Genomic DNA, 13,798 nt, shown 5'->3' on the forward strand with positions numbered 1-13,798 from the left:
CAATCCATCAAAATTACAACAAAATCAAAGTCGATTTCAATTCATCACGGATTCAGGATTTTTTTGTGGTAATTTTTGACGTTTTATGGTTGAGGATATTAGGGAATATGTAAAATAAGGTATTGTTTTAGTAGGAGGAAACATCATGAACATTTGCCCGCTATGCAACGGATTACGTAATGTGGCAGTGCATTGTTCGCGCTGTCAGAAGCAAATGGTGGATCAAGGAAAAATTACGGATTATTTTGATGATTACAGCCCGTATATGGATATTGATATGATGAAATTGGTCGATGGGTATCCGAAGACATTGATTCGGCACGAATGTGTGCCTCTTTTTTATTGTCTGCATTGCTGTCACGAAGAAGTGCGGTTTATTAAATAGAGTAGGGTAACCTCTTTCAAGGCTACCCCCTCATCAAACCGTACGTGCCCTATTAAGGCATACGGCTTACCAATGTGTTACAATTAATACGTCGCTAACCTTTGCGCATATTGCATTTTACGGACACGGTCAGGAGTGTAAAACTCTTGACCCTCTTCTTTCGCTCTTTGTTTACGTCTTTCGAGTTCTTTTCGTTGTTTTTCTTTCATACGTTGAATGTAATTTTCTAAAGTAAATCCATAAATTTTATGATAGTAATACCAATATGCTGGTATTAAACCTATCCTCGCAAAGAATTCATTATTCCATTTTGTTTTCATAAGATGTCCTTTTCTTTGATTTGGATGACTGTGTATCATGGCAACTCTTAACCTTTTTCGTATGTAACCATCTATCGCTAATAACTCTTTTCCAAATGCTTGAAAGAAGCAAGAACTTTTAAATCCAAATTGTGCATTTGCCTTAATTGCTTCATAGATCGTCAGAAAATAGTTTACCTTGCCTCGAATGATTGGATTAACCTGCCCAAGCCATTTCTCTTTGCTGAGTGTGAGTGTTTTCCTTGTCTTTGCTTTTATTTTCTGACGAAAATCTTTCCAAGTTGCATCTTTTGGTTTAGCGATATAGTATGGTTTACCATCCTTTTTGCGTTTTCGCCAATGTTCAAATGTAAACCCTATGAAGTCAAAATCGTCATTATTGAAATCTACAAATTTCGTTTTCTCCGATGAGAGTTCAAGACCGAGTTCCGCTAGTTTCTCTTTCGTGACTTCTGCAGCTTTCTTGATGTCTTCCTCTGTTTTAGCAAACACCAGGAAATCGTCTGCGTATCTGACAAATCGAAAATTGTGCTCAGCCCACATCCAATCAAGCTCATTTAGATAGATATTGGCAAGTAGTGGAGAAATGACACCCCCTTGGGGTGTTCCTGAAGCTGTTGCATGGTATTTTCCTTCCTCCATGTATCCAGCTTTTAACCATTTCCAAATCATGTCTAATACCGTTCCATCCGCAATGTATTTGTTTAACACTCTCATTAAGTTCTTATGCGGAATATTGTCGAAGAAGCCTTTGATATCTGCATCATAAATGTAGTTATATCCTTGTTCGATATTAGCCATGATTATTTGTAGGACGCGCTTCGCGCCTAGATTTGGTCTATAACCACATGACCATTTATGGAAAAAGCCATTTTCGAATTTCGGTTGTAGCACATCTACTAGAGCTTGTTGGACAATTCGGTCTTCAATGTTAGGGATTCCTAAAGGTCTAAGTTTGCCGTTCTTCTTTGGAATGTAATGTCTTCTTACTGGGGAAGGTTTATATTCTTTTCTTCTTAACTTTTGTAAAAGTGAGTTTAGATTCTCATCTAAGTTATATCGATAGCTGTCTATCGTTTCACCATCGATACCGCCAGACCCACCGTTCGCTTCTACCTTATCCCAGGCTGCTTTTAATTTCCTGTCAAAGAGAATTTGTCCATAAATACTATGCCATTTTAAAGTTAACGCACGGTTCATTGCATATTCCACACCTTTCATTGTGTACATTCAGTTCGTTTTTACCGCAGTATCGTTTCCTGTTCGCATTACACACCTTTACAGATGTAGAGCCACAAGGTCGTTCCCCTTCCGTTCATACTTGGTTTGGTCCAAATACTACTTCCGTACTATGGGAACGTCTGACTTCTCCATTCACATTCATCATTTCGGATTGCCCTTATAGATGGATGTCCCTAAGGTAGAATGGAGACCTCACGGGGTCATCGTACCTTCCTTATAAGCATACCCAGCACCATCACTTGATAAGCCATCTCTATTCAGCTGATTTATCGAACAGAGACCACTACTCTCAGTAGAGGACTTCCCATTATTTCCGCATGGTCGTCAACTTACCCTGCCGCTGTGCTTCACGCTTATGCATTTGGGTCTGCCTAACCGACTACGGGTCTCTCGACTTTCCGCATCTCCTTCAGACACCACCTCACGATGATGCCCTAGATTAGTCTTCACTGGTTGTATCAGCACTCCAGTGGAAGGACTTTCACCTTCGAGAAAAAATGAGTCTTCCAGGTTATTCAGAGCCGTGTTTACCATAGGTATCGTGCTCCAGCCTTTAACGACTCATTCAGTGTAGAATCCCTACACAAAGTACGACTGCCCGTCGCACAGAATAGGCTCTAGCATCATCGCTAGAGCCTGTGCAATATTTTGGGGAACGATATCGTTATTTTTCATCCGCAGAACGGATTCGTTTTTCCGTTTCGATATCGAAAAAGTGTGCTTTGTTCATATCTAAGGCAAGGTCTAATTGGTGGCCTGGCTTGATTTCTGTGCGGGCATCGATGCGTGCGACAAATTCTTGTCCATTAATATTGGAATAAATCATCGATTCTGCACCAAGCAGCTCGGCTACCTCAACGCGGGCGGTAATTTTCGTATTTGGCGATGCTTCAAGGAAGAGTGGTTCATCATGGATGTCTTCTGGGCGAATGCCTAAAATGACTTCTTTACCAATATAGCCCTGGTCATGAAGCATTTTCATTTTTCCTTCTGGAACGCTAATAGTAATATTACCAATGACAAACTTGCCATCTTGCAATGTTCCTTTTAAGAAGTTCATCGCTGGAGAGCCGATAAAGCCACCGACGAAAATATTTTCTGGTTTTTCATATACTTCCCTCGGTGTGCCGACTTGCTGGATGACACCATCTTTCATGACAACAAGCCGTGTTGCCATTGTCATCGCTTCCGTTTGATCATGTGTGACGTAAATCGTTGTTGTTTCTAAACGCTGATGTAATTTAGCGATTTCGGAACGCATTTGCACACGAAGTTTTGCATCCAAGTTCGAAAGCGGTTCGTCCATTAGAAATACTTTTGCGTCGCGGACGATGGCGCGTCCTAATGCCACCCGTTGTCGTTGGCCGCCAGAAAGCGCTTTTGGCTTGCGATCTAAGTATTGCTCAAGGCCAAGAATGCGCGCTGCTTCGCGGACGCGGCGTTCGATTTCTGCTTTTGGGAATTTCCGTAATTTTAAGCCAAACGCCATGTTATCGTAAACGCTCATATGCGGATAAAGCGCGTAGTTTTGGAATACCATCGCAATATCGCGGTCTTTTGGCGCGACATCATTCATGCGCTTGCCGTCAATATATAAGTCGCCTTTTGAAATTTCCTCAAGACCGGCAATCATTCGCAATGTTGTCGATTTGCCGCAGCCGGATGGACCGACAAAGACGATAAATTCCTTATCTTTAATATGTAGGTTAAAATCTTTTACAGCGATTACGTTGTTATCGTAAATTTTATAAATGTGCTCTAAACGAAGCTCTGCCATATTCTCACTCCCCCTATTAGAAAACGTTTTCAACTGCTTTAAGCGTACCGAAAATAGCAGAATTCGTAAATGGACAACATGCACAAAAAAAGAGGGAGATTTCAGGCAAGATGACGAATAGACGGACTATGCGCTTGCCTCGTATGGTGATCCTGGCTTTACTGTAGTTCAATTGTCCGCATATTGCTGTAATAATATTGCTAAATACACAGCGACAGCTCCTTTAAAATGTTTAATATCGATTCCTGTTTTTTCAATAAATTTATCAATGCGATATTGTAAACTGTTGCGGTGCATATATAACTTTTTTGCCGCTAAGGAAACGTTTAGATTGCATTGAAAAAACGTTTTGATGATATGAAGTGACTCGTCATCCAATGTTTCGAGAAAAGGAAGCGACTTCTTGATCATTTCAAGTTCCGAGGAACCATGGATAAGCAATAGCGGAATCACATCTTCCATCTGATATACCGTTTGTGTTGGCATATACGTTTGTGCTAGCTGGAAACATTGTTTTTCGTGGCAAAATAATTCATAAAGATGGTCACCATATGGATGGATGTGCCCGATAAATAGATGAATGGTGATATAAAAATCGGTAGATAATGTATCAATAATTTCAGCAAACGGCAAAGGATCTAGGGTTGGTTTTTGTTTTTTTTCAATAATGACACCTCGGTAGTCGTGTTCCCAAACGATAATAATATGTTCGGAAAACAACCCGCTGATGACATCGAAAAAATTATCTTTGTTGACAACAGAACCTTTTATGAAAAAATGAATAAAGCGATAATACGGGGAGTGGGAGGAAAAATGCTGCAGCAACGTTGAATCTCCATGCGTGACCCAACGATGCCACGCCATTTCTTCATCGCTAATCGTACGGCTGACATCGGGAATCGGCGTGAGAAAAATCGATAATAGCTGTTTTTCCTGTTTCGATAGACGTTGTTTGCAAATTCCAATTTTATCTCCATCTTTTGTATAAAACCATTCATATGCATCAGTGTCGGCTACTTGTTCATTAATGACGATTGCATCCTTATAGTAGGATTTTAGCTGTTTGAGCATGGCGATGTTTCCTTTCTACATCTGAATGATTCCTTTCACTTATTATACAAAAAGAAAAACCGATTTTCCCAATAAAAAGGAAAATCGGTTTTTGAATGGCTACGTTGTTTCATGAGGAGGTTCTTCTTTTGCTAAGTCGCGCGCTTCCTCGATGTTTACGGCATCACCGTGGCCATGGACATAGCCCCCTGCCAATCCCTCATTGATCATACGGTCGATATCCATATAGTGTTCATCGCGTCCTTCATATTGGGAATCTTGATAATTCCGTTTGTTTCGTTCCGTCATAATGCGTCCCTCCTTGTTTTTTGTAGTTTGTATTATAAAAGCATAGATTATTCGTATTCATCATATATATGTCAAAAAGCAGGACAAGCAAGGAGGGAACACAATGATACGCACGGTGAAACAACTGCTGTACATAACAAGAACATCAACGCAACTAGCAGAACAGATGGCAGAAATAGTGAGCGATGAAACGTGGAAACAACAATTTATTCTGTATTTAGAGGATATAACACGTCAATATAAGCTATGGCAATATATTCACTATTTACTTGCCGGGGCATATGAAGAAAGCGACAGTGAAAAGATCGTAACAGCTTCGGTTTCCGAACTGTTGTATGCGCTTTGTTCCAATGAATTAAAAAAAGGAATGTTGTGTCGAAAAGCAAGTGAGATGTTATCGGGAGCTGCACAAAAAGCGGCAGATCACTCATTACAGCAGGCCATTCAATATAGCCAGCTATTTTTTACGATGATAAAAAACCAGCTAATTCATCAAATAGGGAGATAAGCTGTTTGGCACCATGATGTTGAATGTCCGGTTCGTCGAAAATCATCGGTTTGGCGTTCAGTTCGTACATGTACAATTGTCCATCTTTGCTAAGGCCAATATCCGCGGAAAACTCGCCAATAAAACGACATGTACCGTCTACATTGTCATAATACAGAAGAATTGTATGACTTTATCGCACAGCACCACCTTGCCCAATATGAACATATTTTTGTACAAGTTGCAGCCAATAAAGTCGATCAGCTTGAACTTCGGAAAATGATTGGGTTGCTTCAGCGTTATCTTCCACAAGCGCAGCTATTTGGCGTCACATACGGCGAACATTTTGGTTTCGATGACAAATTTTTTATATGTTTTACTGTGTTCGAAAAAGTTAGCGTTCACTCTGTTTTATTATCATACGAAGAATTTGCAAATGAACTTGAGCTTGTAACATATATTTCGGATACGCTTATAACGGAAGAAACAAATCTTCTTCTTTTATTTACTGACCAGAATAGCAATCTTCATTCCCTTATTCGCCATATACCACTAGCAAATGAAAAAACGGTTGTGATTGCCGGGCGAATTAATGAAGGAGAGCGTTTGTTTTCGCATGAAGGATTTGTCACTGGCGGTATGCTGGCAATTAGTTTTAACGGTTCTTCTTTTCGTGTTCAATCATCACATCCGTTTTTATGGGAACCAGTTGGCACTGCTTTTCGAATAACGAAATGCAGCGGAAATAATTTATACGAGCTTGATGGAAAAAAAGCAATAAAATTGCTGCAACGTTATTTAGGAAAGGAATTTATCGATCGATTGCCTTTTTCCGGAGCGGAATTTCCGTTCATTATTGAGAAAAATGGCCATAAAGAATGTTTATCCATCGTTAAAGTAAATGAGGATGGTTCTATTGAACTAAACGGTTACGTCCATCAAGGGGAGAAGGTTAAGTTTAGCTACGTTCATTTAACGTCATTGGTTTGGACTATATCCGATGAATTAAACAAATTGACGAAAAAATACACGGAAGCGATTTTTTTCTATCGTAGCATCGCCGTACAAGGCTATGCATATCCAGTGCTAGAGCAAATAACGACAACGCTGGAGCAAGTTGCTCCTACTTTTACGCCATTTATATTTGTAGAACTGGTGATCAAGGATAGAGATATACGTTCAGCCACTTTTAGCATGCTTGCGTTATCGGAGGGAAATCAGAACGGAGAGAATAGCAGTGCTTCCGTTTCTTTATCTATTCCTGAGATGTTTCAAGGGGTGATGACGCTAGCGAATTTAATGTCCACCTCCTCTCGAGAAATGGAGAGGCTTCGCGTTCATGTACAAATATCACAATCACTTTTTGAACATAATACAGATATTGTATATTCTACTGATTTACATGGGAATTTTACGAACGTGAATCCCGCTTTCGAGAAAATTCTAGGTTACACAAAAGAGGAAATTTTACATACGAACGCTTTAAAATACATGCATCCGAATGATGTACCTCGTGTTAGCAGACATTTTTATCGAGCTTTGCGTGGAAAAATTCAATATTATAATTTGGAGATTCCTACAAAATCAGGGGAAACATTATTATTCCAAATTAAAAACGTTCCAATTATCGTTGATGGGAAAAAAGTAGGCATTTACGGGATTGGAAGAGATATTACCGAACAAAAAAAGCGGAAGAAAAAATTTCATATTTAGCGTATTATGACCCGGATACCCATCTTCCAAACCGGACAAAGTTTATGGAAATCATCGATGAACAGTTAGAAAAGGCGAAGCAAAAAAATAGGAAGCTATATAAGTTGAAACTTTGTTTTACATCCAGTAGAACGCCCGCTGCATTCTATCAAAATGACTTGTTATGAAGGAAAACAGAATCGAACAATCGGAAAATCTTTATTGCAACTTATATAGCAGTCGTATTCATCGATTTAGACCGTTTTAAGCTAGTTAACGATAGTATAGGGCATTATGCGGGAGATGAAATTTTAAAACAAGTCGTTCAGCGCATTCAGCATGTTTTGCCAGCTGGAGCGTATTTAGGAAGGTTTCATGGGGATAAGTTTTGTTTACTTTTAACAGAGCGCACCGATTCAGAAGGAGTGTTTAAAACAGCAGCGCACATTTCAAAAGAAGTGATGAAGCCGATTGTATATGAAAACAAAGAATTTTTTATCACTATAAGTATTGGAATCAGCTTCTATCCAAACGATGGTGTGGATAAACATTCATTGCTCAAAAATGCTGATATCGCCCTAAATAGAGCAAAACAGAGTGGGGGAAATCGAATACAATTTTATTCTGCAAAAATGAATGAAGAAACGTTATACCGTTTAGAGATGGAGAGATATTTGCGAAAAGCACTGGAAAATCAAGAATTTTTTCTATGCTATCAGCCGATTATTGATATACATAAAGGTGTTATTGTCGGAAACGAAGCGTTAATTCGTTGGCGCCATCCCAAGCTAGGACTTGTTAGACCGAATGAATTTATTTCACTAGCAGAAGAGACGGGGCTCATTCATGAAATTGGAAGATGGGTATTAGTAACGGCTTGCAAACAAACAAAAAAATGGCAGCAATTATGGAATCAACAACTCTTCGTTTCTGTGAATGTGTCGGCGAGACAATTTCAGCATGAAGGCTTTATTGATGATGTAAAACAGGCGCTAGAGCAATCGCAGCTCTCCCCAAATTGCTTACATTTAGAATTAACGGAGAACTCTATGCTTCGTAATCTTCATTACAGTATTCAAGTAATGAAAGAATTACAGCAGCTCGGTGTCGGTATTGCTATTGATGATTTTGGAAGTGGATACGCTTCTTTTAGTTATTTAAAAAATTTACCAGTAAACATATTAAAAATTGATCGTTCATTTGTTGAGAAAATGCATACAAATTCTTCGGATATCGCGATCGTAAAGGCAATTATTACGATGGGGCACGGATTAGGGCTAAAAACAGTAGCCGAAGGGGTGGAAACGGTCGAGCAGCTGGAATTGTTAAAAATGCTGCATTGCCATCACGCACAAGGATATGCATTGTATCGTCCGGTAACCGCAGAAGAATTGTCAACATATATGACGGTAAGCCACAAATAGAGAATTGGGGAAAGAAAACAACTCTTTCCCCATTATCCGATGTGCGCGCAAATAAACCGTTTTCCGGTATTAAATGTGATTTCAAAGCGGTCTTTATATGTATCTCCACGCTCATAGTAATGTTGGACGTTGCTAATGAATTCAGTATTATCATAAATAATAAAATTAACACCAGAATATTTCTTAAATAACAATCCATTATAGCAGTATAAACAATCGTATAAAGAAAAGCCGAGTTCATTTAGCCACTGTACAAAATGAAAAAACGTTTTATCCGAAAGCGATTCGAGCCATTGTTGATAAGCGTATGGAAGCCGCTTTCGAAAACGGACGTGTTCGCCGCTTTGAAGAGGGAAAACTTCGATCCCTATATCGACCATCCCGTCTTTTTGTAATTGGCCGCACATCCAATGACCATGGCGGAAAATCTCTATATTTCCTTCTGTCATTTCCTCAAGTAATGATGCTTCCTCATCTTCTTCATCAAAAAAGATCCACTCGTCGTTTACGAATTCAATCGTTCCTTGTATATAAGCTCGTTTTTGTTCATTTATGCATTGAAGACGATGTTCGATGTTCACTTTTCCTCCTCCTCCTTTATTTCCTGTTTTGCCAAATTGTCTTCCATTTATTCACATCGTTCTTACAATCGGACAATTCATCGAAATGAGAGGTGCTGCATAAAATGGAATCATGCCAATACGGAGAATACCAAATTAAAAAGAAAGCGAAGGTTAAAAAGAAAGCGAAGGCGGGAAGAACTATGATAAAATCCCTCAAGCGCGAGATAGCTTGGCTTAGCTAAGGAAAAGAAAAGGTATGGCGTTCGAGACGTGTTATGTTAAAAATAGCTTTTTTGTTATCTATCAAGAAAGGATTGGTTCGTATGTGTGGTATCACCGGTTGGGTTGATTTTCAGCGCGACTTGCGAATGGAAAAAGAGATTATCTCTAAAATGACAGAAACATTAGCGAAACGTGGACCTGACGATACAAATGCTTGGTTTAGCGAACATGCCGCATTTGGACATAAGCGGCTTATCGTGGTCGACCCAGCAGGCGGCAAACAGCCGATGACAAGAATGAAAAATGGGTATCGTTATACCGTTTGTTATAACGGAGAATTATATAATACAGAAGACATTCGTAAAGAACTATTAAAAAAGGGGTATACATTCCAAGGGCATTCGGATACGGAAGTATTATTAAACGCTTATATAGAGTGGAAAGAGCACTGTGTTGATTATTTTAACGGAATTTTTGCTTTTGCGATTTGGGATGAACAGCGCGAACAGCTATTTTTAGCGCGGGACCGACTTGGCGTGAAGCCGCTTTTTTATCGGCATGTCCATGATAGTCTTTTATTTGGCTCAGAAATGAAAGCAATTTTGGCACATCCGGAAGTAAAAGCAGAAGTGGACTATGAAGGACTAGCAGAAGTGTTTGGATTAGGTCCGTCACGGACACCAGGGCATGGCGTGTTTCGCGGAATGAAAGAATTGCGCCCGGCGCACGCGTTAAAGTTTTCCCGCGAAGGGATAAGAGTATGGCGCTACTGGAATGTGCAAAGCGATGTGCATAGAGACTCGCTGGATGAGACGGTGGAAAAATTGCGTTTTCTTCTTATTGATGCTGTTACGCGCCAGCTTGTTTCCGATGTTCCTGTCTGCACTTTTTTATCCGGCGGGATTGATTCGAGTTCCATTACCGCCATTGCCGCAACGGTGTTTGCGAAAGAAGGAAAAGGACAGCTTCATACGTATTCTATTGATTACGAAGGGAACGACCAATATTTCAAAGCAAATGATTTTCAGCCAAATGCCGATGCGCCTTGGATTGAACTAATGTCAAAAACATTCCAAACCGTCCATCATCATTGTGTCATTAGTCAGGAAGATTTGTTTCATCATTTACAGGAAGCGGTGATCGTCCGTGATGTCCCAGGCATGGCGGATGTGGACTCTTCGTTGCTATGGTTTTGCAAAGAAATAAGAAAAGATTTTGTCGTTAGTTTATCCGGGGAATGTGCGGACGAAATTTTTGGCGGCTACCCATGGTTTCACCGTCCTGACGATTTAGCGCGGAACGGATTCCCTTGGATGCGTTCGACAGAGGCACGGATGGATTTATTAAAAGAAGATTGGAGAAAGAAATTGCAGCTGGATGAATATGTACAAACGCGTTTTCATGAAACGATAGCCGAGGTTCCAAGACTGGAAGGGGAAAGTGCGGAAGATGCGAAGCGGCGCGAATTGTTTTATTTGAACATGATTTGGTTTATGACAACGCTTTTGGATCGAAAAGACCGCATGAGTATGGGCGCGAGTTTGGAAGTTCGCGTGCCGTTTGCCGATCATCGGTTAGTAGAATATGTTTGGAATATTCCTTGGGAGATGAAAATGTACGGCAACCGCGAAAAAGGCATTTTGCGCAAGGCATTGGAAGGAATTTTACCAGAGGAAGTGTTATATCGCAAAAAAAGCCCGTATCCGAAAACCCACCATCCGCTTTATACGAAGCTAGTAAAAAATTGGGTAAAAGAATTATTGCACGACCGCTCATCGATTCTTTATGAATTTTTTGATGCGAAAAAATTAGAAGAGTTAGTGGAAACAGAAGGAAAATCATTCCAAGCGCCTTGGTTTGGACAGTTAATGACAGGACCACAACTATTGGCGTATCTTGGCCAAGTGCATGTTTGGTTCCAAAAATACGGCATTACCATAAAAGAATAAGAGCTGCCTTTGTCGCAGCTCTTTTTGTCTATGCAGTTTCTATGCTTGGTATAAGTGATTTTCTCATCCACACTTTCGAACGCCAACGCCATAACATCAGCAATCCACGCAGCCATTCATCAGCAATAAAGGAAATCCATACCCCAATCAGTCCTAAACCAGCCTCAATACCGAGAAAATAGGAAATGGCAACACTAACGCCCCACATGGACAATATCCCCATATATACTGGAAATTTAACATCTCCAGCTGCTCGCAGTGAACTAATGATAACGAGATTAAACGAACGTCCGGGCTCTAATACTATTGTCAATAAGAGAAGCAATCGGCCTGTTTCGATAATTTGTTCATTATCTGTAAACAATGAAAGCAGCTGTCTTGAGAAAATGAAACTAATCGATGCCATCGTGATCGAGATGACGATGGCGCTGCGCAAACTTTTTAAACAACGTGTATATGCTTCTGTATAGCGTCCGGCCCCGACGAGATGGCCGACAAGAATTTGCGTCCCTTGACTTATCGCAATGCCAAATAAAAAAACAAACATCATAATATTTTGCGTATATACTCTCGTTGTCAACGCTTCTGCTCCAAGCCAAGTAATAAAATACGTAATAAGCATTTGCGCCGTATTGTACGCCAAGTGTTCTCCAGCGGATGGAATTCCGATTTTCAATAGATCCCGGATATGATGAAATGGCAAAGAACGAAGAACAGATAATGAAAATGGCATTTTTGTCCGTTTCAATAATAAAGAAAAGATAACGATCAATCCGATGAGACGGCTGACGGTTGTCGAGATTGCCACCCCTTTTACTCCTAATACTGGAAAATCGAACGGTCCAAAAATAAATAAGTAGTTGCCAATCACATTCAGTATGTTCATGCCGATGGTTACGTACATCGTTTCACGGGTAAAACCATAGCTTTTTAATATAGCTCCAATGGTCATAATGAGCGCTTGAATAAATAAAAATCCGCCGACGATCATTAAATAGTCGTTCGCCTCTGTAAGCAAATGGTTCGATAGTTTCATCGTATATAAAATTGGCTTTCCGAAAAAGAATAGCACACTGCTAAGTACAAGGCCGAACAAAAAGTTAACAGCGATAGAGATGAGCGAAACTTCCACTGCATGCTGCTTTCTTTCAGCCCCCAAATATTGCGCCACTAAGACGGAAGTGGCTAAGGCAATAAAATTAAACATGACAATAATCACAGCAATAATTTGATTCGCTACGCCGACAGCGGCAACAGAGTGATCCGAATACTGGCTTAGCATCAATGTATCGGCATTTCCCATGACCATATATAATAGCGTTTCAATAAAAATCGGCCATGTCAGCGCAAATAAGGAAAGTTTTTTCTGATCGGTGTTCATCAAGACAACTCCTTTAATCATTCCGACTTTAAAACTATATCAAGTTTATCTAGTTTATTGCATAATAAGAAGAGAAAAGAGCGATTTGATTTGTATATTTCCGACATGTGAAAGGATGTTTGGAATGGAATACATAACATTTTCTTTTCCGCCGTTTCCGATTTTTATTAAAGGGGCAGAAAGCGTATTTCCAAAAGGACAAAAACATTTTCGACGGACGTTTTCTGTGTTTGATTTGTTATATGTGAAAAAGGGATGCTTATATATGACAGAAGAAAACAAGGAATTTGCTGTAAAAGAAGGAGAATATCTTATTCTTATTCCGGGAAGAGAGCATTACGGGCATTATCCTTGCACGGAAGAAACACAACTAGTTTGGCTTCATTTTACGATCGAAGGAGGATATGACATTGTTCCAAAACAGTCGTTAAGCTGGCAAAATGTCATTGAGAGGGAAGCAACATATGTCGAGTCGGTTCAATATCGTTTTTGGATACGGCAATATGCGAAAGTAAAGCAAAGGGAACGCATCGAACAATTGCTTCAACAATTAGTCGAGCTGAATGAGGAAAGAGATCCAGATCGTTCATTAAAGCAATTACTCTATTTTGTTGAATTCCTTTGGCAATTGCAAAAACAGGAGCTGCATATTCCAAGCGCTTCTGAAAAAGTGTGTGCCGAAGCGGTTGCTTACATCGAACGGCATTATGCTGAACCGATTACGATTCAGCAGCTCGCCCAATCATTACGATTTCATCCTGACTACATTACCCGTTGCATGCAAAAAACAATTGGCATGAGTTTTGTGCAATATTTGAATTATTATCGCTTGTCAAAAGCAAAAAAATGGTTGGCAGAAACGAATGAAACGATTGAAGCGATTGCCAAGAGAGCAGGAATTGAAGATGGCGCCTATTTTTCAAGGCTATTCAAAAAAATAGAAGGAGTTACACCGACAGAATATCGCCGTACTGTGCATCGGATGTAAAAAAAGCGA

11 protein-coding genes and 2 pseudogenes are annotated in these 13,798 nt (G+C 39.9%); 6 read left to right on the top strand and 7 right to left on the bottom strand.

Translation table 11 applies throughout. The features are described from left to right. Window positions 1-145: 145 nt before the first annotated feature. Entirely contained in the window at window positions 146-385 is a 240-nt protein-coding gene (locus NSQ44_RS08890) for a hypothetical protein (RefSeq protein ID WP_340856613.1), read from the top strand. Between the two features lie 83 nt (window positions 386-468). Here NSQ44_RS08890 and ltrA read toward each other — a convergent pair whose 3' ends face one another. The 4 genes from ltrA to NSQ44_RS08910 all read right to left on the bottom strand — a co-directional run bounded on the left by ltrA (window position 469) and on the right by NSQ44_RS08910 (window position 5,083). Next, complete coding sequence (gene ltrA, locus NSQ44_RS08895; RefSeq protein ID WP_232515578.1) at window positions 469-1,926, bottom strand: group II intron reverse transcriptase/maturase; 1,458 nt, start codon at window positions 1,924-1,926, stop codon at window positions 469-471. Window positions 1,927-2,611: 685 nt separating this feature from the next. Next, window positions 2,612-3,724 carry an ABC transporter ATP-binding protein gene (locus NSQ44_RS08900; RefSeq protein ID WP_340856615.1) on the bottom strand — a complete coding sequence of 371 codons (1,113 nt, stop codon included), beginning with the start codon at window positions 3,722-3,724 and terminating at the stop codon, window positions 2,612-2,614. 168 nt (window positions 3,725-3,892) lie between these two features. Continuing rightward, a complete protein-coding gene (locus tag NSQ44_RS08905; RefSeq protein WP_094245757.1) occupies window positions 3,893-4,795 on the bottom strand; it encodes a PucR family transcriptional regulator in 903 nt (300 codons plus the stop codon). 99 nt (window positions 4,796-4,894) lie between these two features. After that, complete coding sequence (locus tag NSQ44_RS08910; RefSeq protein WP_012749319.1) at window positions 4,895-5,083, bottom strand: hypothetical protein; 189 nt, start codon at window positions 5,081-5,083, stop codon at window positions 4,895-4,897. Between the two features lie 103 nt (window positions 5,084-5,186). Between NSQ44_RS08910 and NSQ44_RS08915 the strand changes: the two genes are divergently transcribed. Then, the gene (locus tag NSQ44_RS08915) at window positions 5,187-5,591 is read left to right on the top strand and encodes a hypothetical protein (RefSeq protein WP_328268072.1); all 405 of its coding nucleotides are present in this window, start codon (window positions 5,187-5,189) and stop codon (window positions 5,589-5,591) included. Here the strand turns inward: NSQ44_RS08915 and NSQ44_RS08920 are convergent. Further along, window positions 5,548-5,754, bottom strand: a complete 207-nt coding sequence (locus NSQ44_RS08920) for a YheC/YheD family protein (RefSeq protein WP_339195746.1) — start codon at window positions 5,752-5,754, stop codon at window positions 5,548-5,550. The genes NSQ44_RS08915 and NSQ44_RS08920 overlap by 44 nt on opposite strands. Here NSQ44_RS08920 and NSQ44_RS19020 point away from each other — a divergent pair. Both NSQ44_RS19020 and NSQ44_RS19025 read left to right on the top strand, forming a co-directional pair. Beyond that, window positions 5,721-7,381 (top strand): annotated as a pseudogene (locus NSQ44_RS19020) (PAS domain S-box protein); the annotation flags it as partial. The gene NSQ44_RS08920 and the pseudogene NSQ44_RS19020 sit on opposite strands and share 34 nt — an antisense overlap. Window positions 7,382-7,498: 117 nt before the next feature. Beyond that, window positions 7,499-8,686, top strand: a pseudogene (locus NSQ44_RS19025) (putative bifunctional diguanylate cyclase/phosphodiesterase); the annotation flags it as partial. 32 nt (window positions 8,687-8,718) lie between these two features. Here NSQ44_RS19025 and NSQ44_RS08930 read toward each other — a convergent pair. Continuing rightward, a complete protein-coding gene (locus tag NSQ44_RS08930) occupies window positions 8,719-9,267 on the bottom strand; it encodes a DUF2777 domain-containing protein (protein ID WP_081188621.1) in 549 nt (182 codons plus the stop codon). Window positions 9,268-9,572: 305 nt separating this feature from the next. Between NSQ44_RS08930 and asnB the strand changes: the two genes are divergently transcribed. Further along, on the top strand, window positions 9,573-11,420 hold the full coding sequence (gene asnB / locus NSQ44_RS08935) for an asparagine synthase (glutamine-hydrolyzing) (RefSeq protein ID WP_340856642.1): 1,848 nt from the start codon (window positions 9,573-9,575) through the stop codon (window positions 11,418-11,420). Window positions 11,421-11,448: 28 nt separating this feature from the next. Here asnB and NSQ44_RS08940 read toward each other — a convergent pair whose 3' ends face one another. After that, a complete protein-coding gene (locus tag NSQ44_RS08940) occupies window positions 11,449-12,801 on the bottom strand; it encodes an MATE family efflux transporter (protein ID WP_340856644.1) in 1,353 nt (450 codons plus the stop codon). Between the two features lie 124 nt (window positions 12,802-12,925). Here NSQ44_RS08940 and NSQ44_RS08945 point away from each other — a divergent pair, with 124 nt between their 5' ends. Further along, on the top strand, window positions 12,926-13,789 hold the full coding sequence (locus tag NSQ44_RS08945; protein WP_340856646.1) for an AraC family transcriptional regulator: 864 nt from the start codon (window positions 12,926-12,928) through the stop codon (window positions 13,787-13,789). Window positions 13,790-13,798 lie beyond the last annotated feature (9 nt).

The organism is Aeribacillus sp. FSL M8-0254 (assembly GCF_038008845.1).
In the GTDB taxonomy this organism is placed as follows: domain Bacteria; phylum Bacillota; class Bacilli; order Bacillales; family Aeribacillaceae; genus Aeribacillus; species Aeribacillus composti.